This is a genomic window from Streptomyces goshikiensis (assembly GCF_014650555.1).
GTDB classification, from domain to species: Bacteria; Actinomycetota; Actinomycetes; order Streptomycetales; family Streptomycetaceae; genus Streptomyces; species Streptomyces goshikiensis.
In genome coordinates this window covers 815,389-842,179 of the sequence record NZ_BMVE01000001.1, presented here as the reverse complement: position 1 = coordinate 842,179, position 26,791 = coordinate 815,389, and the positions used below count along the sequence as shown (strand labels likewise).

Sequence of the window (26,791 nt, the reverse complement as noted above, 5' to 3'; positions counted from 1 at the left end):
GCTTCTGCCGCGTGCCAGTCAGCAATCGATCAGCGCAACGCTCCGCCCCCCGCTCTCCTCTTCGGGTCGCCGTACTCGCCGATTCGGATACGCGATGGAAATGGGGCGCCCTCACCGCCCGCCGCCTCGCGCCCGGCCACCGGCTCACCGGCCACCTGCTGCGCGGCCGGGCCACCCCCACCGCGCGCCAGCTCGGCGAGGTGGGGGTCCGGGCCGACCGGCTGACCGAGGTGACCTGCGCGGAGTTCCTCGCGGACATCGAGCGCGAGCGGTACGACGTGGTCGTCCTCGCCCTCGTCGGCGGGGCCGTCCAGGCCGTCCTGCACGGCGTCCGAGCCCTGTGGCCCGACCCGGCCGCCCGCCCGGTGATCGTCACCGGATACGTGGGCGTCGTGTACGAGAAGCTCGCCGACGGGCTGCTGCTGCGCCACGGCGCCGACCTCGTCCTCGCCAACTCCCGCCACGACGCGCAGCGGTTCCGCGCCGTGTACGAGGGGGTGGGCGCCGACGCCGGCTGCGTCACCGAGACCGTGCTGCCCTTCCTCGGCGGGGCCGCGTACGAGCCGGCCGGGAGCCGGGCCACGACGGTGGTCTTCGCCGTGCAGCCCTCGGTGCCCGAGAGCCGCGCCGACCGCGCGTACCTGCTGGAGCGGGCCGCCGGACACGCCCGGCTGCACCCGGACCGGGAGGTGCTGGTCAAACTGCGCAGCCGGCCCGGGGAGCACACCACGCACCTGGAGGAGCAGCCGTACCAGCGGCTCGCCGCGAAGGTCCCCGGCGGGCTCCCCGCCAACTGCCGCCTCGCGTACGGGAACATGGGCGAGGTCCTCGACGGCGCCGACCTGCTGGTCACCGTGTCGTCCACCGCCGCGCTGGAGTCCCTGCACCGGGGCATCCCGACGGCCGTCCTGACGGACCTCGGCATCCGCGAGGCGCTGGGCAACCACCACTTCCTCGGCTCGGGCTGCCTGGCCTCCTGGGACCAGCTGGACGCGGGGCTGCTGCCGCAGGGCGACCCGGAGTGGCTGGCGGCGCAGGGCGTGGCCCCGCTCGCCACCACCCCGCGCGCCGCCGGGGCCGGGGCCGCAGCCGGCGCCGAAGCCGCGGACCCCGCCGGGGCCGCCGCCGCCGAAGACGCCGACGTGTTCGCCGCCGCGCGGGCCCGCCTCGCCGCGCTGCTGGAGCTGCCCGGGCTCCCGCCCGTGGCCCCGTACTACACGCTGACCACCGCCCCCCGGTACCTGCCCGGGATCCTCGCCCGCCACCACCTCGCCGCCGACGGCACCCCGCTGCCCGGCGCCGCCCGCGAGGGCGCCGAGCCGTCGCGGCTGCGCCGCCGGCTCCGCTCGCACCTGCGCGACGCCGCCCGCGGGCTCTACCGACACGGGGTCCAGCGCGTGGCCCCGCTCATCCGCCGAATGGGAGAACTGTGAGCCGCCGAGTCCTGGCCGTCATCCCCGCCCGGGGAGGTTCCAAGGGCGTCCCGGGCAAGAACCTGGCCGAGGTCGCCGGGATCCCGCTCGTCGCCCGCGCCGTACGGGCCTGTCTCGCCGCCCCGACCGTCACCGACGTGGTGGTCTCCACCGACGGCGAGGACATCGCCGCGGCGGCCACCGCCGCCGGGGCCACGGTGATCCGCCGCCCCTCCGCGATCTCCGGGGACACCGCGAGCAGCGAGGCGGCCGTGCTGCACGCCCTCGACGCCTTCGAGGAACCGCGCTCGGTCACCGTCGACGTGGTCCTCCTCGTCCAGTGCACGAGCCCCTTCCTGACCTCCTCCGACGTGGAATCGGTGGCCGCCGCCGTCGCGGCCGGCGAGGCCGACTCGGCGCTGACCGTCGCCCCCTTCCACGGCTTCCTCTGGCGCACCCGGGACGGCGCCGGCCACGGCGTCAACCACGACGAGGCCGTCCGCCCGCGCCGCCAGGACCGCCCCCAAGACCTGCTGGAGACCGGCGCCGCCTACGCGATGGACGCCGCCGGATTCCGCACCGCCCGGCACCGGTTCTTCGGGCGCACCCTGCCCGTCGCGACCGACCCGGCCCGGGTGCTGGAGATCGACGATCCGCACGATCTCGCCCGCGCCCGGCTGCTCGCCCCCCTGTTCGACGTACCGCCGGCCAGGGGCGACCGATCCGACCCGACGCTCACACCCCTTGAGCACACCCCCGCACCCTCGCACCGAAGGACGTCACCTGTCATGACCGCCAACGCCAACTCCCGTCTGCGCACCTTCGGCCGGCGCACCGCCGGCCCCGGCCGGCCCGTCTACGTCGTCGGCGAGATCGGCATCAACCACAACGGCGAGCTGGAGAACGCCCTCGCCCTCATCGACGCCGCCGCCGAGGCCGGCTGCGACGCCGTGAAGTTCCAGAAGCGCACCCCGGAGATCTGCACCCCGCGCGACCAGTGGGACATCGAGCGGGACACCCCCTGGGGCCGGATGACCTACATCGACTACCGCCACCGCGTCGAGTTCGGCGAGGAGCAGTACCGCGCCATCGACGAGCACTGCGCCAAGCGCGGCATCGACTGGTTCGCCTCCCCGTGGGACACCGAGGCCGTCGCCTTCCTGGAGAAGTTCGACGTCCCCGCCCACAAGGTGGCCTCCGCCTCCCTCACCGACGACGAGCTGCTGCGCGCCCTGCGCGCCACCGGCCGCACCGTCATCCTCTCCACCGGCATGTCCACCCCGAAGCAGATCCGCCACGCGGTGGAGGTGCTCGGCAGCGACAACATCCTGCTCTGCCACGCCACGTCGACGTACCCGGCCAAGGCCGAGGAGCTCAACCTGCGGGTCATCAACACCCTGCGCGAGGAGTACCCCAACGTCCCGATCGGCTACTCCGGCCACGAGACGGGCCTGCAGACCACCCTGGCCGCCGTCGCCCTCGGCGCCGCCTTCGTCGAGCGCCACATCACCCTCGACCGCGCGATGTGGGGCTCCGACCAGGCCGCCTCCGTCGAGCCGGGCGGCCTGACCCGCCTGGTCCGCGACATCCGCACCATCGAGACCGCCCTCGGTGACGGCGTCAAGAAGGTCTACGAGTCCGAGCTCGGCCCGATGAAGAAGCTCCGCCGCGTCCAGGGCGACCTCGCCGGCGTCTGACCGCAGGCCCCTCCGGTCCGACCGCGTCCGGCCGGCCGCAGTACGACGTTCCGCCCCGCCCCTGACGAGGAGTACGTGGTGACCCCTTCAGACTCCACCCTGGCTTTCGTCGAGAGCCCGGTCCAGCTGCTCAACGTGCTGGAATGGGCGCACGCCCAGGCCGCCGCGCCGGAGGGCGGGGGAGGGCTGCTCAGCGGCGTCCCGAGCCAGCCGGACCGGCGGACCCCGGCCGGCCGGCCCGCCGCCGAGGCCTCGACCGGGGTGCGGATCGTCGTACTGCCGCCCGTGGACCCGATGTCCCGCGGCCAGCTGCGCCGGATGGCGGGGCTGGCCCGGGACGAGGGCCACGAGGTGCACTGGCAGGAGGCCCGCGGCGGCCGCCTCGCGCCGTTCAAGGCCCTCGCGGCGCTCTCCCGCGACGTACGGCGGGCCCGCCGGGTCGTCGTGGGCGACCCGTTCTCCCGCTACGTACAGCTGCTGCTCACCCTGGTGAGGGCGCAGGAGCTGGTCGTGGTCGACGACGGCACCGCCACCATGGAGTTCGTCGCCCAGACCGCCCGCGGCGAGCGCCTGGTGCGCTGGCACCGGGTGGGCGGCGGCGGCCTGCCCGGCCGGGTGCGCGAACTCGCCTACGCCCCGGTCTCGGCGACCGCCCGGCGCCGCTTCACCCCGGCCGTCGGCCACGGCCGCCGCGTCGAGGTCTTCAGCTCGATGCCCGTCACCGTCCACGGCGGCATGACCCTGCGGGTCAATGACTTCGCCTGGACCCGCGCCCGGTTCGGCCCGCCGCGCCTGACCAAGGGCACCGACCTGGTCGGCACCTCCCTCGTGGAGACCGGGGTCGTCGAGCCCGCCCGCTACCTCGAAGCGGTGCGGACCCTGACCCGGACGTACGGGGCCACCCGCTACTTCGCGCACCGCAGGGAGTCCCCGGACAAGCTCCGGGCGCTGAGCGAGGCGACCGGGCTGGAGATCGTCCGCCCGGACCTTCCGCTGGAACTGATCGCCCGCCGCGGCCCGGTCGGTCGTACGATCGTCAGCTTTCCGTCTACGGTCGTCCACACGCTGCCGTACGCACTGACTGGTACCGGGGTCACCGTCGCCGTATGCGGCATCGACCCCGGCTGGCTCACCGGGACGGCCTCGCCGCGCGCGCGCAGTTTCCTGGCGGGGGTCACCGACACGGCCCGTGATGTGCGCAGACTCCCCGCCCAGGCGGCTCCGGCGGCCGGATGAGCGCGCGAGTTTACCCCCGGGCGCATCCGGTCATGCGTCCAGAGGCCGGGTTTCTTTCCCCTAACGGCATGAACTTTTCGTGATCTCCAGCCAGTTGGCGGGTCGGTGGGCCTACCCTTCAACAGGTGAACCAGTTGATGTCCCGCGAGTCCCAGACCGCCCAGCCCGGCACGCCCGACCGGCCCGAGCTGCCCGGCAAGCTTCCGGACCACCTGCGTGCCGAACTGATCGCCTTCCGTCGGGACTTGCACATGCACCCCGAGCTAGGACACCAGGAGTTCCGCACCACGGCGGCGATCAAGGCCCGGCTGGAGAAAGCCGGCCTGAGCCCACGGGTGCTGAAGTCCGGCACGGGCCTCGTCTGTGACGTGGGCACCTGGGACGGGGTCCGGCCGATCCTGGCCCTGCGCGCGGACATCGACGCCCTGCCCATTCCGGACGCGAAGACCCACGTCCCGTACCGCTCGACCTTCCCGGACCGCGCCCACGCCTGCGGCCACGACGTGCACACCACGATCGTGCTCGGCGCCGGCCTGGTGCTCGCGGAGCTCGACCGGCAGGGGATGCTGCCCCGCGCGGTGCGGCTGCTGTTCCAGCCCGCCGAGGAGGTGCTCCCGGGCGGGGCCAGCGAGGCCATCGAGTCCGGGGTGCTGGACGGCGTGGGCAAGATCATCGCCGTGCACTGCGACCCCCGGGTCGACGCGGGCCGGATCGGGCTGCGCGCGGGTGCGATCACCTCGGCCTGCGACCGGCTGGAGGTCAGCCTCGACGGCCCCGGCGGGCACACCGCCCGCCCGCACCTGACCACCGACCTGGTCACGGCGGCGGCCCGGGTGGCCCTCGACGTACCGGCCGTGCTGGCCCGCCGGATGGACGCCCGCTCGGGCATGTCCATCACCTGGGGCCGGATCGAGGCGGGGCACGCCTGCAACGTGATCCCGATGCACGCGGAACTGTCCGGAACCGTGCGCTGCCTGGACATCAACGCCTGGCACGAGGCGCCCGACCAGATCCACGCGGCCATCGACGAGGTCGCGACGCTGCACCGGGCCAAGTCGGAGATCACCTACGTGCGCGGGGTGCCGCCGGTCGTCAACGACCCGGTGATCACCGAACTGCTCCGGGAGTCGATGGCGGCCCGCCGCGGCGCGGAGTCCGTCGAGGACACCGAGCAGAGCCTGGGCGGCGAGGACTTCTCCTGGTACCTGGAGCACGTCCCGGGAGCCATGGCCCGCTTGGGGGTCCGCGCGCCCGGCTCCGGCACCAAGCACGACCTGCACCGCGGGGACTTCGACGTGGACGAGTCCGCGATCGGCGTCGGAGTGGAGTTCTTCACGGCCGCCGCGCTGATCGACGGACGCCGCACCGGGCCGGTCAGGTGACCCGGGGGCCGGATTCCGTACAGCATCCGCAGGTCCGCCGGTAGCCGTGTCCAGCCCTTGGTACGCAAGGGCTGGACACGAGAGCAGTCACCGATCGGTCACTGTCCGGTTCGCGACGATCCGATAACGACTCATGAACGGGCCTTTAACTGACATCTACGCGCGTTACGATCGCCGCGAAACCAGCGCCGGTCGTGGCGCTTCGGTCAGGTTTTGAAGGAGCCTCCCCTTGCGCCGGATCACCAGGATCGCCACCGTGGGCATCGCGTCCGCGGCGCTGGCCCTCTCGGCCACCGCCTGTGGCGGAAAGAAGTCGTCCGACTCCACCGCGTCCTCGTCGGAGTCGTCGTCGAGCAGCAAGTCCGCAGCCATCGCGTATGACATCGGCGGCCGCGGCGACCAGTCCTTCAACGACGCCGCGTTCGCGGGTCTTGAGAAGGCCCAGAAGGACCTGAAGATCAAGGGTGCCGAGGCGGAGCCCAGCGAGGGCGAGAGCGAGGCCGACAAGGTCCAGCGCCTCACCGAGCTCGCGCGCAAGGGCAACAACCCGGTCATCGGCGTTGGTTTCGCGTACGCGCCGGCCATCAAGAAGGTCGCCGCGAAGTTCCCGAACACCACCTTCGGCCTCATCGACGACACCTCGGTGCAGGACAAGAACATCGCCAACCTGGTGTTCAACGAGGAGCAGGGCTCCTACCTGGCCGGCGTCGCCGCCGCCAAGGCGTCCAAGTCCGGCAAGGTCGGCTTCATCGGCGGTGTCGAGGTTCCGCTGATCAAGAAGTTCGAGGCGGGCTTCACGCAGGGCGTCAAGGACACCAACCCGAACGCCGAAGTGCTGTCGGCCTACCTGACGCAGCCGCCGGACTTCTCCGGTTTCGCCAAGCCCGACCTCGGCAAGGCCACCGCCCAGGGCCAGCTGGCCAAGGGTGCCGACGTGATCTACGCCGCCGCCGGTCTCGCCGGTTCCGGTGCGATCGAGGCCACCGCCACCGCCGGCAAGTGGGCGATCGGTGTCGACTCCGACCAGTACAACCAGGCCGGTCTGTCGAAGTACAAGGACAAGATCCTGACCTCGGTCACCAAGGACGTCCAGGACTCGGTCTACAACCTGATCAAGTCGGTCGAGGACGGCAAGCCGCAGACCGGTGAGATCCGCTACGGCCTCGACAAGGACGGCGTCGGCCTGGCCGACTCCAACCCCGCGTACAAGCAGATGACGGACGTCACCGCCGCGGTCGAGAAGGCCAAGGCCGACATCATCGCCAAGAAGATCACGGTCAAGACCGCCCCGTAGGGCCGTCCCTGACGTGACGTACGTGAAGTACTCCAGGTACTCGCAGTACGTGAAGTAACGGTCTCGGGGTCCGGGAACGCGGTCTTGACCGCTCCCGGGCCCCGAACCGCGTCCGTGAATCATGTGATCTACCTGGTCACAAGTTTTCACTTTCGACAGTGCTACGCGCGTAGAGGCATCGTGGACGCGATACCTTCTCTCCCCGCCCTGTCCCCCTGCCGCAAGGCATTTTCCAGCTCCTTCCGCGCCAAGGAGAGTGCGTCATCAACGCGTCCAGCCCCCCCGCCGTAGAACTGCACGGCATCACCAAGCGTTTCCCCGGCGTCGTCGCCAACAAGGACATCGCCATCACCGTCCGCAAGGGCACGGTCCACGCCCTCATCGGTGAGAACGGTGCCGGCAAGTCGACCCTGATGAAGATCCTCTACGGCATGCAGAAGCCGGACGAGGGCACCATCGCCATCGACGGGGAGCAGGTCACGTTCTCCAGCCCCGGCGAGGCCATCGCCCGCGGCATCGGCATGGTCCACCAGCACTTCATGCTGGCCGACAACCTCACCGTCCTGGAGAACGTGGTTCTCGGCGGCGAGAAGCTGTACGGCATCGGTGCCAAGGCCCGTAAGAAGATCAAGGAGATCTCGGACGCGTACGGCCTCGGCGTACGCCCCGACGCCCTGGTCGAGGACCTCGGAGTCGCCGACCGCCAGCGCGTGGAGATCCTCAAGGTCCTCTACCGCGGCGCCCAGATCCTCATCCTCGACGAGCCGACCGCCGTGCTCGTGCCGCAGGAAGTGGACGCGCTCTTCGACAACCTGCGCGAGCTCAAGGCCGAGGGCCTGACCGTCATCTTCATCTCGCACAAGCTGGGCGAGGTGCTGAAGGTCGCCGACGACATCACCGTCATCCGCCGCGGCACCACGGTCGGCACCGCCGACCCGAAGACCGCCACGACCAAGCAGCTCGCCGAGCTGATGGTCGGCAGCGAGCTCCCCTCGCCGGAGACGCGCGAGTCGACGGTCACCGACGTGGCGATGCTCAACGTCCAGGACCTGCGCCTGACCGCCACCGACCCCGACGGCGTCGTGCGCGAGGTACTGGCCGGCATCGACTTCACCATCCACAAGGGTGAGGTGCTCGGTGTCGCCGGTGTCGAGGGCAACGGCCAGACGGAGCTCATCGAGGCCCTCATGGGCATGAGCATCCCGGACGGCGGTGTCATCACCCTCGACGGCAAGGACATCTCCACCACGCCGACGCGCAAGCGCCGCGAGGGCGGCATCGGCTACATCCCCGAGGACCGCCACCGCCACGGCCTGCTGCTGGAGTCCCCGCTCTGGGAGAACCGGATCCTCGGCCACGTGACCGAGAAGCCCAACTCCAAGCGCGGCATCCTCGACCCGAAGGCCGCCCGCAAGGACACCGAGCGGATCGTGCGCGAGTACGACGTGCGCACCCCCGGCATCGAGGTCACGGCGGCGTCCCTGTCCGGCGGCAACCAGCAGAAGCTGATCGTCGGCCGCGAGATGAGCCACGCCCCGAAGTTCCTCATCGCCGCCCACCCCACCCGCGGTGTGGACGTCGGTGCGCAGGCCCAGATCTGGGACGCCATCCGCGAGGCCCGTCGCGAGGGCCTCGCCGTGCTCCTGATCTCGGCCGACCTGGACGAGCTGATCGGCCTGTCCGACACGCTGCGCGTCATCTACCGCGGCCGCCTGGTCGCGGACGCCGACCCGGCGACCATCACGGCCGAGGAGCTCGGCACCGCCATGACGGGTGCCGCCCGCGGCCACCTGGAAGCCACCGACAACCCTTCCGCCGCTGCCGACGGTGACACGACGGAGGACGAGGCCCGATGAAGAAATTCGACAAGGACAAGGTGCTGCTCGCGATCGCCGGTCCGGCGCTCGCGCTGGTCAGCGCGTTCCTGCTGACCATGATCGTGCTGGCCGCGTCGGGCGTGGACCCGATCGACCCGCTGCGCGTCATGATCGACCAGGCGAGCTACGAGGACGTCCAGGTCCTCATCCTCAACCAGGCGGGCATCTACTACCTGGCCGCCCTGGCCGTCGCCATCGGCTTCCGGATGAACCTCTTCAACATCGGCGTCGACGGCCAGTACCGTCTCGCGGCGATGATCTCCGCCGTGGTCGGCGCCTCGGTCTCGCTGCCGGGTCCGCTGCACGTCGCGCTGATCGTGCTCGTCGCCATGGTCACCGGTGCCTTCTGGTCCGGCATCGCGGGTGTCCTGAAGGCCAAGCGCGGGGTGAGCGAGGTCGTCTCGACGATCATGCTCAACGCCATCGCCACCGCCCTGATCGCCTGGCTGATCCTGCCGAAGAACCTCGGTGTCCAGCCCCCCGGCTCGAACGACCTGACCACCGGCGACATCCCGGAGTCCGGCTGGTTCCCCGCCCTGACCATCGGTGACGGCCTGGAGGTCTACGGCTTCACCTTCGTCGCGTTCGCCCTCGGCGTCGTCTACTGGTTCGTGCTCAACCGGACCCGCTTCGGCTTCGACCTGCGCGCCACCGGTGCCAGCGAGTCCGCCGCGCAGGCCTCCGGTGTGGACGCCAAGAAGATGATCATGACCTCCATGCTCATCTCCGGCGCGGTCGCCGGTCTCGCCGGCATGCCGCTGCTGCTCGGCGAGTCCCACACGTACAACCTGTCCTTCCCCGTGGGCATCGGCTTCACCGGCATCACCATCGCCCTGCTCGGCCGCAACAGCCCGATCGGGATCTTCTTCGCCGCGCTCCTGATCGCCTTCATCGACAAGGCCTCCGCCGGTCTCGACACCGCCGGTTACGCCAAGGAGATCGGCACGATCATGCAGGGCCTGATCGTGATCGCGGTCGTCGTCAGCTACGAGCTCGTCCGCCGCTACGGCATCCGCCGCCAGCAGCAGAAGGTCGGCCAGGAACTGGCCGCCGGGCACGCCCTCAAGACCGACAACAAGGAGGTCGCGGCGTGAGCACCAGCACCGTTTCCGCGACGAGTGCCGCGCCCAAGAAGGACGGCGGCCGACGCAAGCTCACCCTGCCCTGGATCCTGCTGATCATCGCGGGCGGCCTCGCCCTGATCTCGCTGGTCCGGGTCATCTCCGGCGCCGACGACCTGACCTCCGCGGGCCAGATCTCCGGCGCGCTCCAGCTCGCCGTCCCGATCGGCCTCGCCGGCCTCGGCGGTCTGTGGGCCGAGCGCGCGGGTGTCGTCAACATCGGCCTCGAAGGCATGATGATCCTCGGCACCTGGTTCGGTGCCTGGGCCGGCTACCAGTGGGGTCCCTGGACCGGTGTCCTGATGGGCATCGTCGGCGGCGCCCTCGGCGGCCTGCTGCACGCGATCATCACGGTGACGTTCAACGTCAACCACATCGTCTCCGGTGTGGCGGTCAACATCCTGGCCGTCGGCTTCACCCAGTACCTGTCGAACTTCACCTTCGACGAGGCCCCCGGCGGCTCCTCCAAGCAGTCCCCCCGCATCGAACCCCTCACGGAAATCACCATTCCGGGGTTGTCGGACTGGCTGGCCACGCTCCAGGGCAAGCACTGGTTCCTGATCTCGGACATCGCCGGCGTGCTCGGCGGCCTGGTCACCAACCTGTCGCCGCTGACCGTCATCGCCGTCCTGCTGGTCCCGGGTACCTGGTGGGTGCTGTGGCGGACCTCCTTCGGCCTGCGCCTGCGCTCCTGCGGTGAGAACCCGGTGGCCGCCGAATCCCTCGGCGTCAACGTGTACAAGTACAAGTACATCGCCGTGATGGTCTCCGGCGGGCTCGCCGGCCTCGGCGGCGCGTTCCTCGCGATCGTCTCCACGGGCATCTACCAGGAGGGCCAGACCGGCGGCCGCGGCTACATCGGTCTCGCCGCGATGATCTTCGGTAACTGGATGCCGGGCGGAACGGCCCTCGGCGCCGGCCTCTTCGGCTTCACCTACAGCCTCAAGCTGCGCGGCGGCGCCGAGAACGTCCACGCGATGCTGCTGCTCCTCGCGATCCTGCTCGTCGTGGCCTTCGGCTGGTACCTGTACAAGAAGACGCACGTCAAGGCCGGTGTCGCGGCTGTCTCCGCGGCCGCCCTGTTCCTCTGGTACGCCCTGACCGACACCATCCCGAGCCAGTTCGTCGAGGCCGCGCCGTACGTCACGACGCTTCTGGTGCTCGCCCTGTCCGCGCAACGCCTGCGGATGCCGAAGGCGGACGGCTTGCCGTACCGCAAGGGCCAGGGCAAGTGACGGCCGCTCCGGCCGTGGACTGGGAAGTCCTGCGCGCGGCGGCCCGGGACGCGATGTCCCGGGCGTACGCCCCGTACTCGGGCTTCGCGGTCGGCGTCGCCGCCCTGGTGGACGACGGCCGGGTCGTGACCGGCTGCAACGTCGAGAACGCCAGCTACGGACTCAGCCTGTGCGCCGAGTGCGGTCTGGTGTCCTCCCTCCAGGCCACCGGCGGCGGTCGTCTGACGCACTTCACCTGCGTCGACGGCAAGGGCGAGAGCCTCGTGCCGTGCGGGCGCTGCCGCCAGCTGCTGTTCGAGTTCGGCGGAGCGGAACTGCTGGTGGACACCCCCAAGGGGATCCTCCCGCTGGCCGAGATGCTGCCGCAGGCCTTCGGGCCGGACCACCTGAGATAGCCGTGCCGACGGCCCTTCGCCCCTGCCGGGCGAAGGGCCGCCGTCTTCTCCGGAACCCCTCACCCACACCCCCCTCTATGCGCGTAGAAGGAAGCACCACATGGACGTCATCTCCGTCATCCGTACCAAGCGGGACCGCGGCGAGCTGAGCCCCGAGCAGATCGACTGGGTCATCGACGCGTACACGCGCGGTGTCGTCGCCGACGAGCAGATGTCGGCCCTGGCGATGGCCATCCTGCTGAACGGCATGAACCGGGCCGAGATCAAGCGCTGGACCGCCGCGATGATCGCGTCGGGCGAGCGGATGAACTTCGACTCCCTGTCTCGCCCGACCGCCGACAAGCACTCCACCGGCGGCGTCGGCGACAAGATCACCCTGCCGCTGGCCCCGCTCGTCGCGGCCTGCGGCGCGGCCGTACCGCAGCTCTCGGGCCGCGGCCTCGGCCACACCGGCGGCACCCTGGACAAGCTGGAGTCCATCCCCGGCTGGCGCGCGCTGCTCTCCAACGAGGAGATGCTGCACGTCCTCGACACCACCGGCGCGGTCATCTGCGCGGCGGGCGACGGCCTGGCCCCGGCGGACAAGAAGCTGTACGCGCTGCGCGACGTGACGGGCACCGTCGAGGCCATCCCGCTGATCGCCTCCTCGATCATGTCGAAGAAGATCGCCGAGGGCACGGGCTCGCTCGTCCTCGACGTGAAGGTCGGCACCGGCGCGTTCATGAAGAACATCGAGGACGCCCGCGAGCTCGCCTCGACGATGGTCGCCCTCGGCACCGACAGCGGCGTCAAGACGATCGCCCTGCTGACCGACATGTCCACCCCGCTCGGCCTGACGGCGGGCAACGCGCTGGAGATCCGCGAGTCCGTCGAGGTCCTCGCCGGCGGCGGCCCCTCCGACGTCGTCGAGCTGACCCTGGCGCTGGCGCGCGAGATGCTGGACGCGGCGGGCATCAAGGACGCCGACCCGGCCAAGGCGCTGGCCGACGGCTCCGCCATGGACGTCTGGCGCCGGATGATCGCGGCCCAGGGCGGCGACCCGGACGCGGCCCTGCCGGTGGCCCGCGAGCAGCACGTCGTCACCGCCCCCGAGTCGGGCGTGCTGACGCGCCTGGACGCGTACGGCGTGGGTGTCGGCGCCTGGCGCCTGGGCGCCGGCCGCGCGCGCAAGGAGGACCCGGTGCAGGCGGGCGCCGGCATCGAGATGCACGCCAAGCCGGGCGACACCGTGACCGCGGGCCAGCCCCTGATGACGCTGCACACGGACACCCCGGAGAAGTTCGAGTACGCCCTGGCCTCCCTGGAGGGCACCTTCGACATCGCCCCGGCCGGCACGGCGTTCTCCGCCACGCCGATCGTGATGGACCGCATCGCGTAGCCCCTGCGCTCACCCGCACGGCCGAACGGGACCGGTGGACCCCCACCGGTCCCGTTCGGCATGTCCGGGGCGGGCGGGCCCGGCCGATGAGTTCCGGGCGGCGGGGGAGTCATCCCCCCGTGGAGACCCCCCGACTCGTGCTGCCCGGACCGAGCCCCGGCGCGCGCGACGCCGTACCGCTGTGCGCGCGCCTGTCCCGGCTGTACGAGGGCGGCGCGCGGACGGTGGAGTGCGATGCCGCCGCCGTCACGGCGCCGGACCTCGGCGCCGTACAGGCACTGGCCCGGCTGCGGCTCGCCGCGCGGGGGCGGTCGCTGCGGGTGACCGGGGCCGCCCCGGCGCTACGCGCCCTGCTGGACCTCGTAGGACTCGTCGAGCTGCTCGGGGAGACCGAAGAGCGGGAACCAGCGGTCGGTGTCCAGGAAGGCGTTGAGCCCGACGATCTTGCCGTCTGAGATCTCCAGGACCTGGAGCGCCCACGGGGTGTGGCCCGCCCCGGAGGCGGCCGGCCGGTACTGGGCGAAGGCCGGCAGGCCGTTCGCCGTCGTCGGGAGCAGGCGGGAGCCCCGGCAGCCGCTGCCCTGGTTCAGGTGCCAGGCGGCGATGTCCTCGCGGCCCCGCAGCCACAGGTCGAACGGCGGCATCGACAGCACCGCGTCCTCGTGCAGCAGCGTGGTCAGCCGGGAGATGTCGTACGCCTCGAAGGCCGACAGGTACCGCTCCAGGAGCTTCACCTGCTCCGCGTCCAGCGGGTCGGCCGCCTCGCCCTCGCGGATCCGCCGCGCCGACAGCGTCGCCCGGGCCCGCTGGAGGGCGCTGTTCACCGACGCCACCGTGGTGTCCAGCAGCGTCGCGACCTCGTCCGCTTTCCAGGCCAGCACCTCGCGCAGGATCAGCACGGCCCGCTGCTTCGCCGGCAGGTGCTGAAGCGCCGCGATGAAGGCCAGCCGGACGGATTCCCGCGCCAGCGCCATCTCCGCCGGGTCGGCGGTCTGCTGGAGCACCCGGCCGTCCGGCACCGGCTCCAGCCAGGTCACCTCGGGCCGCTCGTTCAGCACGGCCGAGGCCTGGTGCTGCGGGGCGCCGAAGTCCATCGGGCGGGCCCGCTTGTTCCCCGCGCTCAGCAGGTCCAGGCAGACGTTGGTGGCGATCCGGTACAGCCACGACCGCAGCGAGGACCGCCCCTCGAACCGGTCGAAGGCCCGCCAGGCGCGGACGTACGTGTCCTGCACGGCGTCCTCGGCGTCGAAGGACGAGCCCAGCATGCGGTAGCAGTAGCCCGTCAGCTCGACCCGGTACCGCTCCATCGCCGCATCCAGGTCCGGGCTGGTAGCGAGGTCAGTCATGGCCGTCATCCCCCAGGTAGCTTCCCGATACCCCGGAAGCTACCGGAGGGGTCTGACAACCGCAGCCGGGACGGCTCCCGAGCCGACGAGGCGGGCCGTACGGGCCGCGTGCGAGCCGTACAGGGTGATGCCGGCGACGCCGACGACCGCGAGCAGCGCGATCCCGACCGTGGCCGCCCACCCGGAGGAGTGGTAGGCCAGCGCGCCCAGCGTGCCGCCCGCGCTGGAGCCCAGGTAGTACGCCGACTGGTACAGCGCGGAGGCCTGCGCGCGGCCCGTCTTCGCGGTCCGGCTCACGGCGGCCGAGGCCACCGCGTGCCCGGCGAAGAAGCCCGCCGTGATCAGCACCAGGCCCGCCAGGATCGCCGCCAGCGAGTCCGACAGCGAGAGCAGCAGCCCCAGCGCGGTCGTGGTCACCGCCAGGTACAGCGCGCCGCGCCGGCCCGCCCGGGCCACCAGCCGTCCGGCCGCCGCCGAGGAGACCGTACCGACCAGGTAGACCAGGAAGACCGACCCGACGACGCCCTGCCCCAGCGAGAACGGCTCGTCCACCAGCCGGTAGCCGATGACCGTGTACACGGCGCCGAACACCGTCATGAACAGCGCGCCGATCCCGTACAGCCGCAGCAGCAGCGGGTCCCGCAGGTGCCCGGCGACGGTACGGCCCACCGCGCGCGGGTTCAGCGAGGCGGGGCGGAAGAACCGGGCCCGGGGCAGCAGCACCAGGAAGGCCACCGCGCAGACCAGCGCCATCAGGCCGACCGTGAGCAGACCCGCCCGCCAGCCCCACAGCTGCGCCGCCCACCCGGTGACGATGCGGCCGCTCATGCCGCCGATGGAGTTGCCCGCCACGAACAGGCCGATCGCCGCCACCAGGGCCTTCGGCTTGACCTCCTCCGCCAGGTACGCCATCGCGGACGCCGGGATGCCGGCGATCGCGGCGCCCTGGACGGCGCGCAGCACGATCAGCCACTCCAGGTTCGGGGCCAGGGGGACGAGGAGCCCGACGCCGACGGCGATCACCATCGACCAGGTCATCATCCGGGTCCGGCCGAACCGCTCGGACAGCGCGCTGAGCGGCAGGACGAACAGGGCGAGCGCGCCGGTGGCCGCGGACACCGTCCAGCTGGCCTGACCCGCCGTCACGCCGAAGCCGGCGGAGATCGCGGGGAGCAGGGCCTGGGTGGAGTAGAGGAGGGCGAACGTCGCCAGTCCGGCGGCGAAGAGCGCGAGGCTCATCCGGCGGTAGCCGGGGCGGCCGGGGGAGTGGGGCTGCGGTGCGGGGGACGACGGGGTGGAGGCACCCGGGATGACGGGTGCCCCGGTATGAACGGGAGGCATGCTTCGACGGTAGGCCCGTCTTTTTTATGCGTCCAATGCACAGAATCGCGATAATCGATCCACTGCTGCATCAACCCAGCTCAGGGGCGTGGATGTCGATGAACCGTTACGTAGAAGACATGGCTGTGACAACTTTGCTGGCCCCTCGGCTGGCGTATTTCGTCGCGGTCGCCCGGCACGAGCACGTCACCCGCGCCGCGCACGAGCTGGGCGTCCCGCAGTCCACCCTGTCCCGCGCCATGGTCCGGCTCGAACATGACCTGGGCGTCACGCTGTTCGCCCGCAAGGGCCGTACGGTCGCCCTGACCACGGCGGGCCGCACCTTCCTGGCCTCGGCCGAGCAGGCCCTGACGGAGATCGACCGGGCCGCCGAGTCGGTGCAGCAGGACGCCGATCCGGCCGCCGGGAAGGTGGCGTTCGGCTTCCTGCACACCCTGGGCTCCGAGACGGTGCCCGGGCTGATCCGGGCCTTCCGCGCCGACCATCCGCGGATCCGGTTCTCGCTCGTGCAGAACTACGGCGAGGCGATGCTGGAGAAGCTGCGGGCCGGGGAACTCGACCTGTGCCTGACCTCCCCGCTGCCGGACGCGCCCGACCTGGTGGCCCGCCGGCTCGACGAGCAGCGGCTGCGGCTGGTGGTCCCGGACGACCACCGGCTCGCGACCCGCAAGCGGATCCGGCTCGCGGAGGCCGCGGAGGAAACGTTCGTCACGCTGGAGCCGGGGTACGGGATGCGCCGCATCACCGACGACCTGTGCGCGGAGGCGGGGTTCACGCCGAGGATCGCCTTCGAGGGCGAGGAGGCGGAGACGCTGCGCGGGCTGGTCGCCGCGGGGCTCGGCGTGGCGCTCCTCCCGCCGCCGGCCGTGCCCCGGCCGGGCGTCGTCGAACTCAGCGTCACCGCCCCGCGCGCGGTCCGCGAGATCGGCGTCGCCTGGCTCGACGGCCACCCCGACACACCGCCGGTCGCGGAGTTCAAGCGCTTCCTCCTCTCCCGCCGCGGCCGCCTGATCCCGGACCTGGAACCGCCGGCCTAGGGCGTCTCCTTCGGGTCGTTCGGCGAAGGGGACAGCAAGTACCCCGCCTGGAAGCGGGACTTGGCGCCGATCGCCCGCATGATCTCCGCGATGTGCCGCTGACAGGTCCGCTCCGACATCCCCAGCCGGCGCGCGATCACCTTGTCCTCCAGCCCCTCCGACAGCAGCCGCACGATCGTCTGCCGCAGCTCGTCCGAGATCGACCGCGCCGCTTCCGGGCTCACCGTCGCCGGGAACGGCTCCGCGCCCACCCAGGACCGCTCGAACGCCGCCGTCATGAAGTGCACGACGTTCGGCTCGCGCACCACCAGCGCCGCCCCGCTGCGTTCAGGCACCGCCATCAGCCCGGTGTGCTCGTCGAAGATCAGCATCCGCATCAGCCCGTCGCCCAGCGTCCGCACCTGCGCGCCCAGCGCCGTCACCCGTTCCACGTACGCCGCCGTCGGCCGCGAGTACCGCGCCGTGTGCTGGTAGATCGTCCGCATCCGGACCCCCCGCGTCAGCAGCGACTCGTCCCGCCCGATCGCCTCCTCCAGCGACTCCAGCGGCCGCCCCCCACCCGGCTGCGAGGTCAGCAGCTCCCGCTCGCACCCCGCCGACAGCTCCGCGATCAGCCCGCGCACCGCGCCCAGGTCCGTCATCAGCTCCAGGTGCCCCGACCCGTTCAGCTCCCGCAGCGCCGCCCCCGCCTCGTACGCCGGGACCAGCGCCTCCAGCCGCCCGCGCAGCCGGTCCATCTCGTCGTGGGTCTCCCGTACGAGCAGTGCCAGCGGGGCCAGCGCCCGCGCCGCCGCCGCCCGGGGCGCGACCGGGCTCCAGCGGTCCGCGCCGCCGCCGGGCGCCCGCTGGAGCAGGTGCGCGGCCGCCAGCTCGGTGATCGCGGCGCCCGCCCGCGCGCCCAGCGCCGAGGTGGCCTCCGCCGTGTGGAAGGCGTGCCGTTCCACCGCGTACGCGTACAGGCGCCGCGCGGCGGGGCTCAGGTCCCCGTACGTCCCGGCAACGCCGTCGGCCTCAGCTGACATATGCGTATTCGTCCCGGCCTGTGACTGTTTATAAACCCCTCGTGTTCCCGCAAGGCGGCAAGACGACGCCCGTCCGGACGCTACCGGCATATGCCGAACCGGCACAGTGGACGCACGGCGTGAAGGGGGAGCGCGGTATGGGGCAGCGGACGGTCATCGAGGGGCGGGGGCCCGTGGCGGTCCTGCTGAGCCCACGCCCCGCCGTGGTGGCGGCCGCCCGCCGTGCGGGCGCCCGCACGGTGGTGGTCGCGCCGGATCCATCGGTGCCATCCGACCGTGAGGGGGCGGAGCGGCGGGTACGGACGGACTGGCGCGACCACCACCGGCTGGTCGGCGCCGTCGGCCGGCTGGAGGACGTCCGCCGGGGCCGCGCCGCCGTCTTCGGGTTCGACGCGGCGGGCGCCCTGGCCGCCGCCCGCGCCAACGAGGAACTCGGCCTGCCCGGCACGCCCGCCGCCGCCGTCACCGCCCTCATGGACAAGGCCGCCCTGCGGGCCCGCTCCAACACCCTGCACGCCGCCCGGCCCGTCTCCTTCGCCCGCTGCGGCCGCGCCTCGCTGCTCCCCTTCATCACCACCCTCATCGGCTACCCCTGCGTCATCAAGCCCCGTGCGGGCGCCGACGGGGAAGGCGTCCGGCTGGTCCGGGGCGCCGCCGAGGGCGAGGCCGCCGCCCGCGACTACCCCGCCGTCACCGACCTGCTCGTCGAGGAGTACCTCGAAGGCCCCGAGCTCGCCGTCGAGTCCCTCTCCCGCGCCGGCCACCACCGCGTCCTCGGCTGGTCACGGCGGCTGCCCGGCCCCGGACCCGGCCTCGTCGCCGCCGGCCACGACCTGCCCGCGGCCCTGGACCCGGCGACCGCGGCGGCCGTACGGGCCCTCGTGCGCGGCGTCCTCGACCTCGCCGGGCACCGCGACGGCCCCTCCCACACCGAGATCGTCCTCACCGCCCACGGCCCCCGGCTCGTCGAGGCCCACGCCCGGCCCGGCGCCGAGGAGCTCACCCAGCTGCTCCGGCTCGCCCACGGCACCGACGTGCTCGGCCTCGCCCTGGCCGCCGGACTCGGGCTCCCCGGCCCGTTACGCCGCCCGCACGCCGCGCACGCGGCGCTGCGGTACGTCGACTTCCGGCCCGGCCTGCGCGTCGACGGGCTCGGCCCGGCCCTCGCCGCCGCCCGCTCGCTGCCGGGCGTGATGCGCGTCGGGCTGCGGATACCGGCCGGGGCCACGGTGCGCCGGGCCCCGACGGGCGCCCTGCACCACGCGCACATCCTGGCCGCCGCCCCGACGGCCGCCGCCCTGGCCCGCACCCTCGACCTGTCGGCCGCGCTGCTCGCCCCACCGGGACCACCAAGGCCACCGGGGTCGCCGGGGCCGCCGGGACGCCTCATCCCCGGACCGCGACCGGGTCAGTCCGACGCGGGTCGGGCGTAACCCCCGAAGCCCGTCCAGTCGACCACCACGCACGCCTCGTCGCCCACCACCCAGGCGTCGTGTCCGGGGGCGATCTCCATGAAGTCGCCGGGGCCGTACTCCTCCTCGCCCGCCCCGCCGTCCATGACGACCTTCATCCGGCCGCTGACCACGTATCCGGTGTGGGCGGCCAGGCAGCTGTCCGTGCCCGCCATCGGCCTGATGTGCTCCGTCCAGCGCCAGCCCGGTTCGAACACCGCGCGGCCGACGGGACCGCCGTCCGTCTCGATCAGGTCGAGGCGCCCCTTGCCCTCGGCGAAGGGACGCGTCTCGTCCGCCTGGTCGAAGCTCTTGCGCACGATCGCGGCCATACCGCATCGCCTCCCGCGCAGCAGGGCCCCGAGTCCACTTTCACTCTACGCTCGCGGGCCCTTCCCGCCGGGCCGGTCAGCCCCGCAGCGACCGGCCGAAACCGGAGGCCAGCGGCATCCGCAGCCCCAGCGGCGGCGGCGCCGCCAGCGCGTCCGTCACCGGCCGCGAGTACCGGCCGGTGAACATCGCGCCGAGGACGAAATCGACCGACAGGGCCACCACTTCGGCCTGGTGGTCGCGCAGCCGGTGCCCGTCCGAGTGGACCTCGAACCGGCACGTGGAACGATTCGCCTTCTTCGCCCGGGCCGCCAGCAGGAACGAGGACTCCGGGTCGCAGCGGGCGTCGTTGGTGCCGTGGACGATCAGCACCTGCCGCCCCGCGAGCTGCTTCACCGGCTCAGGGGGGTCCGCCGACGCCGCCCGCCCCGGGCAAGGGGCCAGCGCCAGAACCGAGTTGACGGCCCCGTGTCCCGCGGCCCGCAGGGCGGCCAGGCCGCCGGCGTCGTAGCCGGCCAGGCACACCGGCACGTCCCCGTACCGGCGCACCGCCTCGTCCGCCGCCCACCCCGCGTCGTCCTCGCGGGGCCCCGAGCCGTGCAGGACCTGGTGGGTGACCAGCCCCTGCGCCCCGCCCGCCCGGCCCAGCGCCCGCGCGAGCACGCGCAGTGGACCGGGGGAGAATCTGGATGCCCCGGGGAGCAGGAGCACCACACCGTTGACCGTGCTGTCCGTCGAGACCGAGCCGGTCGCGCCGGCCGCCCGCCCCAGGCGGGCCCCGCGCGCCGGCGGCGCATGCTGTGCCATGGCGGAACAGTCTCAGACTGACAGGTGTACGCGACCCGTCCGTACGGTCTCTGTTACGTATCGACCGTTGTTGCCAACGCGCTGCTCTACGCGCGTAGGAGTAGAGTGCCCGGATGACGAGCGAGACCCCCAACCTGCCCACTCCGGATCAAATCCGCCGCTCCCCGAAGGTGCTGCTGCACGACCACCTCGACGGTGGTCTGCGCCCCGGGACCATCATCGAGCTGGCGCACAAGGTCGGCTACGAGAACCTTCCCGAGACCGAGGCCGACAAGCTCGGCATCTGGTTCCGCGAGGCCGCCGACTCCGGTTCCCTGCCGCGCTACCTGGAGACGTTCGCGCACACCTGCGCCGTCATGCAGACGAAGGAGGCCCTCTTCCGGGTCGCCTCCGAGTGCGCCCAGGACCTGGCCGAGGACGGCGTCGTGTACGCCGAGATCCGCTACGCCCCCGAGCAGCACCTCGAAGCCGGCCTGACCCTCGAAGAGGTCGTCGAGGCGGTCAACGAGGGCTTCCGCGAGGGCGAGCGCCGCGCGCGGACGAACGGCAACCGCATCCGCGTCGGCGCCCTGCTGACCGCGATGCGCCACGCGGCCCGCGCGCTGGAGATCGCCGAGCTGGCGAACCGCTACCGCGACAACGGCGTGGTCGGCTTCGACATCGCCGGCGCCGAGGCCGGGTTCCCTCCCACCCGCCACCTGGACGCGTTCGAGTACCTCAAGCGCGAGAACAACCACTTCACCATCCACGCGGGCGAGGCCTTCGGCCTGCCGTCGATCTGGCAGGCCCTGCAGTGGTGCGGCGCCGACCGTCTGGGTCACGGCGTGAAGATCATCGACGACATCGAGGTCGCCCCCGACGGCTCCGTGAAGCTGGGCCGCCTGGCCTCGTACGTACGGGACAAGCGCATCCCCCTGGAGATGTGCCCGACCTCGAACCTGCAGACCGCCGCGGCCGCCTCGTACGCCGAGCACCCCATCGGCCTGCTGCGCAAGCTGCACTTCAGGCTGACGGTCAACACCGACAACCGGCTGATGAGCGGCACCAGCATGAGCCGCGAGTTCGAGCACCTCGTCGACACCTTCGGCTACACGCTCGACGACATGCAGTGGTTCACGGTCAATGCGATGAAGTCCGCGTTCATTCCTTTCGATGAACGACTGGCCATGATCAACGAAGTGATCAAGCCCGGTTATGCGGAGCTGAAGTCGGAATGGCTGTTCCGGCAGACCGTCTCCACCAGCGGTTCCGTCTCGGTCTAGGGTATGGCGTGACGTTCTGAGAGCGCCCGGGAGGAGCAATTCCCGGGCGCTTTCTCATATCAAAGGATGTTTGCGGGCCGGGGTTTGAAGTGACTAGTTTGCGGAGTCGCTCAAATCCCCGTCGCAAGGACGAATCCTTCATGAAGAAGTCAGCTGCCAAGATCGTCGGTGCCGCCGCCCTCGGTGCCGCCTTCGCCGCCGTCGCCGCCGGTTCCGCCTCCGCCGCCCCCGCCGTCGGCCTCGCCGACGCGCTCGGCACCGCCACCGGTGCGGTCGAGGGGCTCACCAGCCAGCAGCAGGTCAGCCAGGACGGCCGGCAGTCGAGCGACCCCGCCGCCGCGCTCGCCCCCGTCACCGGTCTGCTCGGCGGTCTGCCGACCAGCAACCTCGGCGCCTGATCCACGCCTGACCGGCGCGGCGGAGCCCGAGGGGCGCCGGCGCCGCCCGTGGAATTCGTACGCACGCACGCGCGGCGCACACCCTTTCGACCAGGTGTGCGCCGTGTCGTCGCGTGTGCCACGATCACCCCCAACTGCCCGCCGACGCATTGGGTATGAGGTCTCCGTCATGCGCATCACGGCACGAGCGACCACGGTCGCGCTGCTCCCCGCCCTGCTCTTCGCAGCCGTGGGCTGCGGCAGCACGGACACACCCGCGACGGGCAAGGCACCGGCCCCCAGCGGCTCCGCCGCCTCCGGCGCGCCCGGTACGGGCACCTCCGCGGGCACCTCCGCCGGAGCCGCCTCCGGCGCGCCGGCCGCCCCGAAGACGGGCGGCACCAAGCTGGAGCGGGCCTCCCTGGAACAGGGCGACCTGCCCGGGTACCAGATCTCCTCGCAGGCCAACCCGAACGCCCCCCACGGACAGCCGCAGGCCGACAAGAAAGCCTGCCAGCCGCTCGCCGACGCCATGGGCGACAAGCCCGACCCGGCCGCGCGCGAGAGCGTCAACCGCGGCATCGGCTCGCAGCGCCAGGTGGGCCTCGCGGTCGCCGCCACCGTCAGCTCCTACTCCGAGAGCGACGCCAAGCGGCTCGTCTCCCGGCTGAGGCAGGCCATCGCCGCCTGCGGCGGCGGCTTCTCGGCCACCATCGAGAAGCAGACCGGCAGTTACAAGGACGTCAAGGCGGCCTCGTACAAGACCGGCGGCGACGAGAGCGTCAGCTGGACCACCACCGCCGTCGCGGGCGACGCCTCGGCGCAGGTGCACCTGGTCGTCATCCGCCAGGGCGGCACCGTCGTACGGCTCACCGCCCTCAACGTGGCGGCGGCCGGCCAGAAGGCGCAGGTCCCGCAGGAAGTGGCGGACAAGCAGCTGGAGAAGGTCAAGCGCGCGGGCTGACCGGCTGCCCCGTCACGCCCCCCGGTGAACCGGACCGGACCGCCAGGCCGGACCGGTTCACCAGGCGGCGTTCGCGGAGGCCTTCTCGTTCGGCAGCAGCACCCACAGCGCCAGGTAGACCAGGAACTGCGGGCCGGGCAGCAGGCACGACAGGACGAAGATGACGCGCATCGTCTTCGCCGACATTCCGAAACGTCGCGCGAGACCGGCGCAGACTCCGCCGATCATCCGTCCGTCGCGGGGGCGGGCAATCGCGCTCATGAGGTTCTCCTTCGTATGGGCTCGCTCTTCCTTGCGATGCCTCAATACTCGCGCGGTACCGCCGACAGGACCTCGGTCCACGGGCCGAGCCCGACCCTGGTAATTCTCGGGGTGGGCCCCTGAGACCGCCGGATCCGGGAGCGCAGCGCCGGTACGAAGGCCACGTGCGCCAGCACCACGCCGGCGGTGCTCAGCAGCACCGAGTCCACGTCCACGACCCGCCCCGGGATCGCGCTCTGGAGCATCTCGATGCTGACGGAGAACAGCACGGCGACGGCCGCCGTGCGGGCCAGCGAGGACCACGCGGCCAGCGGCGACGGCGCGAGCCGCCCGCCCACCAGCGGCAGCAGCACCCCGAGCGGGGCGAGCAGCGCCAGACCCTCGCCGATCCGCCGGGCCCCGCCCAGCGGGCCGTACGCGAGGTCCGCCTTGATCCCCTCCAGCGGGGTCAGATTGGCGGCCGCCGCCCACGGCACGTCCAGGGGCCGCAGCGTGAGCCAGCCTACGAGGACCAGGTGGGCGGTGAGGAGGACCCAGCCGGCGAGCCGGAGCCGGAACCGGATCGCTTGGGCGGTGGGGGCGGAGGCGGCGCTGTCGCCGGCCTTGAGTCGCTGCACACCTGCGAGGACGCGCTGAGCGGTAGCGGCGGTTCCGGACGTACGGGAGGTGCTCACGCGATCCGCTTACCCGCGCGCCGGACCCGGAACCGCACGCGGACCAGGACCCGGATCAGCGCGTCGCGAGGAGGACGACCACCGCGACCGCGCCGATCGCGGCGGGCGCGATGATCTCGTAGGCCCAGCGCACCGTGACACCGCCCTGCGCCCCGGCCCGGTCCGCCCCGCGCTCGGCCAGCTCGCGCAGCTCGTCCACGACCTTGTCGGCGCCGGCCCGCTGCGGCCCGGCGGCCGCGCCCTCGGGCTTCTGCACCTGAAGGCCCTTGCCGGTCAGTCCGCCGCGGCGGCTGAACTGCTGCCGGTTCGCCTTCTTGCGCTCCCGCAGCGAGACGGGCACCGACCACAGCTGGAACTTCCGGCCCTCCGCGAGCACCTCGGCGGAGTAGCCGGCCCGTACCGCGTCGACCGAGGCCCAGGGCAGCACGATGGTCCGGAAGGGGTTGCGGATCCGCAGCCGGTCGTCGTTGGCGAAGACGGCCGCGCGCAGCGTGAACGCCACGATCAGCGGTACGGCGCAGAGCGCGACGGCCAGCGCGGTCCAGCGGGTGGACCCCGAGCCGCGCACGACGGCGTCGCCGCAGAGCCACACGGCCAGCGCGAGCAGCAGCACCCCGGTGATCACTGCCATGGGGGAGCGGTAGACCCGGTCGTCGTAGACCGGTTCGTCGGTGGGCTGCTGGCTGCTCATGGGCCCGATTGTGCCTCACGCCGTCTCAGCCCACGAGATCGGCGTACAAGATGATGTTGTCCGGGCGGTGACCTGCGGTGATCTCGCCGCCGCAGGTGATGACGCGGAGTTCCGGCCGGGTGGTGTTCCCGTAGACCTTGGCCGTGGGGAACCGCGACTTGTCGACCTGCTCCAGCTCGCGCACCCGGAAGACGGCGGAGCTGCCGTCCGCGCGGGAGACGGTGATCTCGTCGCCGGTGCGGACCTTGGAGACGTCCTTGAGTACGGCCGGGCCGCGCGCGGTGTCGAAGTGGCCGATCAGTACGGCGGGCCCGGTCTGGCCGGGGGTGACGCCCTTGGTGTACCAGCCGATCTTGTCCCCGTCCGCCACCGAGGGCACCTCGACGGTGCCGTCGGCCTCCAGGCCGAGCCGGAGCACCGGGGAGGCGTCCACTCCGGCCGCGGGAATCCGTACGCGGACGGGCTCCGAGGCGGGCAGCGACGCGGCCGCGCGGGCGGTGGAGGCCGGGGCCGGGGCCGGGGCGGCGGAGCCGGCGGCGATGTGCGCGGGCGGCGCGGCGGGAGCGGAGGGAGCGGTACCGCCGCAGCCGCCGACGGCGGCCAGGGCGAGCAGCGCGAACGCGAGGGCGGGGCCGCGGCGGGCCGCTCGGCAGGGGCGGGGCATGGGGGAGCTCCTGAACGGGAACCGGCGGGCCACCGCGAGGGTGACCCGCCGAAGGGGCAGGGGAGGCGCGAGGGCGGAGCGTCAGCCGTGGTTGCGGCGACGGCGCAGGACGCTCGTACCGAGGGCGGCGACGATCGCGAACAGGCCGGCGCCCGCCGCCAGGGTGGTGCTGTCGTCGGTGTCCGCGACGGTCTCGACCGGGAGCTCGGCGCCCGCCGCGACCGCGCCCTTGGGGACCACGGCCGTCTGGGCCTGGACCGGGGTCTGCGCCTGGGTCTGGGTCGTGACGCCGGTCGTGGCGGAGCCGGTCTGCTCCTCGGTGACCTTGTACTCGAAGGTGCAGCCCTTGGGGAGCGCCGGGAAGGAGGCGGTCTTGACCGGGACGTTCTCGCCGCCCTGGGTCTTCCAGTTCAGGACCGGCTGGGCGCTGTTCGGGTTGATGATGCGCAGGTAGTAGCTGTCCGGCCCCTTGGGGTGCGAGCGGTCCAGCGTCAGGGTCCAGTCGCCGGGGCCCTCGGCGTGCACGAAGGCCTTGGGGCCCTTCGGGGACATGGTCAGGTCGGCCGTCATGCCGCCGGCGCCGACGGTCACGTGCTTGACCTCGGAGACGCAGGAGGAGGGCGTGGCGGCCTTGCCCTTGGGCAGCGGGTAGGACTTGCTCGCGCCGCCCTCGGTGACGACGAGCACGGGCTCGGCGGTGTCCGCCTTGGTGAGCTTCAGGGACACCCCGCCCACGGCGGCGCTGGTCTGCTGGCGGTTCAGCATGGTCAGGACGCGCGACATGTAGTCGTCGCCCGGCTTCCACTGCGGTCCGACGGCGCGGATCCAGGCCTCGGGGCCCTCGGCCTTGTTGCGCAGCACCGCGACCATCCCGTTGCCGATGGAGACGGCCTGGCCCGCGTAGCGGTCGTTCTCCGAGGGGGCCGGGGTGGCGGCCTTGCCCTTGGGCAGCGGGAACGAGGTGGTGGCGCCGTTCTCGAACACGGTGAGGACGGGCTCGGCCGTCTCCGCCTTGGTGAGGGTGAAGACCGTCCCCTGCACCGACTGCTTGGTGTGGCCCCGGTCGAGGGACGCCAGCGTCTTCGGGCGGGTGGTGCCGTCCTCGTTCACGATGAAGATCTTGACGGAGGGGGACTCGGTCGCGGAGTTGACCATGTCCGCGACCAGGTGCTTGTTGATGACGACCCGCTCGGCCTGGGACGCGGCCGCCTTCGTCGAGGTCACTGCCTGAGGTGCGGGCGCCGCGAAGGCGGAGCCGGCGGCGGGGACGAGCATCGCGCCGGCGAGGGCGGCGGTGACGATCGAGGTGCGGAGGGCGGTACGCATAACGACTCCTGAAGCGTGGGTGAGGAAAGTGGAGGAGAGTCGCATGCCGCGTTGAGTCTGTTCGGTCTGTTTCACCGGGTCAGGTGTGGCGGGCTGCTGAAGAGAAATCTATTGATCGTTTGCGGCCGGAGGATGCGCTTCCTGTCACCGGATCGTCACAGCGAATGATTCTACGGCCGGGCGGAGATTTCGGCTGATTTCAGGGGTGGGG

26 protein-coding genes and 1 pseudogene are annotated in these 26,791 nt (G+C 72.3%); 17 read left to right on the top strand and 10 right to left on the bottom strand.

Annotated features, from left to right (window positions below):
- The first annotated feature begins 11 nt into the window (after positions 1-11).
- The 12 genes and pseudogenes from IE248_RS03840 (at position 12) to IE248_RS03790 (ending at position 13,482) form a co-directional block, all read left to right on the top strand.
- Positions 12-1,433 carry a DUF6716 putative glycosyltransferase gene (locus tag IE248_RS03840; RefSeq protein WP_190029942.1) on the top strand — a complete coding sequence of 474 codons (1,422 nt, stop codon included), beginning with the start codon at positions 12-14 and terminating at the stop codon, positions 1,431-1,433.
- Positions 1,430-1,819, top strand: a pseudogene (locus IE248_RS37155) (acylneuraminate cytidylyltransferase family protein); the annotation flags it as partial. The gene IE248_RS03840 and the pseudogene IE248_RS37155, both read left to right, overlap by 4 nt.
- A 381-nt stretch (positions 1,820-2,200) precedes the next feature.
- Complete coding sequence (locus IE248_RS37150; RefSeq protein WP_073795217.1) at positions 2,201-3,109, top strand: N-acetylneuraminate synthase family protein; 909 nt, start codon at positions 2,201-2,203, stop codon at positions 3,107-3,109.
- A 78-nt stretch (positions 3,110-3,187) separates the two neighbouring features.
- Positions 3,188-4,345 (top strand): hypothetical protein, encoded by a 1,158-nt coding sequence (locus IE248_RS03830; RefSeq protein ID WP_008742057.1) that lies wholly within the window; start codon positions 3,188-3,190, stop codon positions 4,343-4,345.
- 137 nt (positions 4,346-4,482) lie between these two features.
- Entirely contained in the window at positions 4,483-5,727 is a 1,245-nt protein-coding gene (locus tag IE248_RS03825; protein ID WP_073773710.1) for an amidohydrolase, read from the top strand.
- Between the two features lie 229 nt (positions 5,728-5,956).
- A complete protein-coding gene (locus IE248_RS03820; RefSeq protein WP_008742055.1) occupies positions 5,957-7,021 on the top strand; it encodes a BMP family lipoprotein in 1,065 nt (354 codons plus the stop codon).
- A 293-nt stretch (positions 7,022-7,314) separates the two neighbouring features.
- The gene (locus tag IE248_RS03815) at positions 7,315-8,877 is read left to right on the top strand and encodes an ABC transporter ATP-binding protein (RefSeq protein ID WP_229895137.1); all 1,563 of its coding nucleotides are present in this window, start codon (positions 7,315-7,317) and stop codon (positions 8,875-8,877) included.
- Positions 8,874-9,992: an ABC transporter permease gene (locus tag IE248_RS03810; RefSeq protein ID WP_073773708.1), complete on the top strand. Its 1,119-nt coding sequence runs from the start codon at positions 8,874-8,876 to the stop codon at positions 9,990-9,992. The genes IE248_RS03815 and IE248_RS03810 overlap by 4 nt, the downstream gene beginning before the upstream one ends.
- Entirely contained in the window at positions 9,989-11,254 is a 1,266-nt protein-coding gene (locus IE248_RS03805) for an ABC transporter permease (RefSeq protein ID WP_100581899.1), read from the top strand. Before IE248_RS03810 ends, IE248_RS03805 begins: the two co-directional genes overlap by 4 nt.
- On the top strand, positions 11,251-11,649 hold the full coding sequence (locus IE248_RS03800) for a cytidine deaminase (RefSeq protein WP_008742051.1): 399 nt from the start codon (positions 11,251-11,253) through the stop codon (positions 11,647-11,649). The genes IE248_RS03805 and IE248_RS03800 overlap by 4 nt, the downstream gene beginning before the upstream one ends.
- A 100-nt stretch (positions 11,650-11,749) precedes the next feature.
- Complete coding sequence (locus IE248_RS03795) at positions 11,750-13,027, top strand: thymidine phosphorylase (RefSeq protein WP_008742050.1); 1,278 nt, start codon at positions 11,750-11,752, stop codon at positions 13,025-13,027.
- 119 nt (positions 13,028-13,146) lie between these two features.
- Positions 13,147-13,482 carry an STAS domain-containing protein gene (locus tag IE248_RS03790; RefSeq protein ID WP_229895107.1) on the top strand — a complete coding sequence of 112 codons (336 nt, stop codon included), beginning with the start codon at positions 13,147-13,149 and terminating at the stop codon, positions 13,480-13,482.
- Here IE248_RS03790 and IE248_RS03785 read toward each other — a convergent pair.
- Together IE248_RS03785 and IE248_RS03780 are read right to left on the bottom strand one after the other, a co-directional pair.
- Positions 13,369-14,373 (bottom strand): sigma-70 family RNA polymerase sigma factor, encoded by a 1,005-nt coding sequence (locus tag IE248_RS03785; protein ID WP_190029940.1) that lies wholly within the window; start codon positions 14,371-14,373, stop codon positions 13,369-13,371. The genes IE248_RS03790 and IE248_RS03785 overlap by 114 nt on opposite strands.
- A 39-nt stretch (positions 14,374-14,412) precedes the next feature.
- The gene (locus IE248_RS03780) at positions 14,413-15,714 is read right to left on the bottom strand and encodes an MFS transporter (RefSeq protein WP_008742047.1); all 1,302 of its coding nucleotides are present in this window, start codon (positions 15,712-15,714) and stop codon (positions 14,413-14,415) included.
- 62 nt (positions 15,715-15,776) lie between these two features.
- Between IE248_RS03780 and IE248_RS03775 the strand changes: the two genes are divergently transcribed.
- On the top strand, positions 15,777-16,751 hold the full coding sequence (locus IE248_RS03775; RefSeq protein WP_190030072.1) for a LysR family transcriptional regulator: 975 nt from the start codon (positions 15,777-15,779) through the stop codon (positions 16,749-16,751).
- Here the strand turns inward: IE248_RS03775 and IE248_RS03770 are convergent.
- Complete coding sequence (locus IE248_RS03770) at positions 16,748-17,773, bottom strand: helix-turn-helix transcriptional regulator (protein WP_100581901.1); 1,026 nt, start codon at positions 17,771-17,773, stop codon at positions 16,748-16,750. The two genes, IE248_RS03775 and IE248_RS03770, sit on opposite strands and share 4 nt — an antisense overlap.
- A 137-nt stretch (positions 17,774-17,910) precedes the next feature.
- On the opposite strand from IE248_RS03770, the gene IE248_RS03765 reads away from it, so the two are divergent.
- Positions 17,911-19,206 carry an ATP-grasp domain-containing protein gene (locus IE248_RS03765; protein WP_190029939.1) on the top strand — a complete coding sequence of 432 codons (1,296 nt, stop codon included), beginning with the start codon at positions 17,911-17,913 and terminating at the stop codon, positions 19,204-19,206.
- Here the strand turns inward: IE248_RS03765 and IE248_RS03760 are convergent.
- Positions 19,182-19,556, bottom strand: coding sequence for a cupin domain-containing protein (locus IE248_RS03760; protein WP_037798079.1), 375 nt, complete (start codon positions 19,554-19,556; stop codon positions 19,182-19,184). The genes IE248_RS03765 and IE248_RS03760 overlap by 25 nt on opposite strands.
- A 76-nt stretch (positions 19,557-19,632) precedes the next feature.
- Positions 19,633-20,361, bottom strand: coding sequence for an alpha/beta hydrolase (locus IE248_RS03755; RefSeq protein WP_073795084.1), 729 nt, complete (start codon positions 20,359-20,361; stop codon positions 19,633-19,635).
- Between the two features lie 113 nt (positions 20,362-20,474).
- Between IE248_RS03755 and IE248_RS03750 the strand changes: the two genes are divergently transcribed.
- The 3 genes from IE248_RS03750 to IE248_RS03740 all read left to right on the top strand — a co-directional run bounded on the left by IE248_RS03750 (position 20,475) and on the right by IE248_RS03740 (position 22,964).
- Positions 20,475-21,623, top strand: coding sequence for an adenosine deaminase (locus IE248_RS03750; RefSeq protein ID WP_008742040.1), 1,149 nt, complete (start codon positions 20,475-20,477; stop codon positions 21,621-21,623).
- A 140-nt stretch (positions 21,624-21,763) separates the two neighbouring features.
- Positions 21,764-22,021 carry a hypothetical protein gene (locus tag IE248_RS03745; RefSeq protein WP_037793701.1) on the top strand — a complete coding sequence of 86 codons (258 nt, stop codon included), beginning with the start codon at positions 21,764-21,766 and terminating at the stop codon, positions 22,019-22,021.
- A gap of 169 nt (positions 22,022-22,190) precedes the next feature.
- Complete coding sequence (locus IE248_RS03740) at positions 22,191-22,964, top strand: hypothetical protein (protein WP_073795085.1); 774 nt, start codon at positions 22,191-22,193, stop codon at positions 22,962-22,964.
- A 57-nt stretch (positions 22,965-23,021) separates the two neighbouring features.
- On the opposite strand, the gene IE248_RS03735 is transcribed toward IE248_RS03740, so the two are convergent.
- The 5 genes from IE248_RS03735 to IE248_RS03715 all read right to left on the bottom strand — a co-directional run bounded on the left by IE248_RS03735 (position 23,022) and on the right by IE248_RS03715 (position 26,580).
- Entirely contained in the window at positions 23,022-23,225 is a 204-nt protein-coding gene (locus IE248_RS03735; RefSeq protein WP_008742037.1) for a PspC domain-containing protein, read from the bottom strand.
- Positions 23,226-23,266: 41 nt separating this feature from the next.
- Entirely contained in the window at positions 23,267-23,788 is a 522-nt protein-coding gene (locus IE248_RS03730) for a VanZ family protein (RefSeq protein ID WP_190030071.1), read from the bottom strand.
- Positions 23,789-23,954: 166 nt separating this feature from the next.
- The gene (locus IE248_RS03725) at positions 23,955-24,590 is read right to left on the bottom strand and encodes a PH domain-containing protein (protein ID WP_073795088.1); all 636 of its coding nucleotides are present in this window, start codon (positions 24,588-24,590) and stop codon (positions 23,955-23,957) included.
- A gap of 25 nt (positions 24,591-24,615) precedes the next feature.
- Complete coding sequence (locus IE248_RS03720; protein WP_190029938.1) at positions 24,616-25,254, bottom strand: class F sortase; 639 nt, start codon at positions 25,252-25,254, stop codon at positions 24,616-24,618.
- A gap of 81 nt (positions 25,255-25,335) precedes the next feature.
- The gene (locus tag IE248_RS03715; RefSeq protein WP_190029937.1) at positions 25,336-26,580 is read right to left on the bottom strand and encodes a hypothetical protein; all 1,245 of its coding nucleotides are present in this window, start codon (positions 26,578-26,580) and stop codon (positions 25,336-25,338) included.
- Between the last annotated feature and the right edge of the window lie 211 nt (positions 26,581-26,791).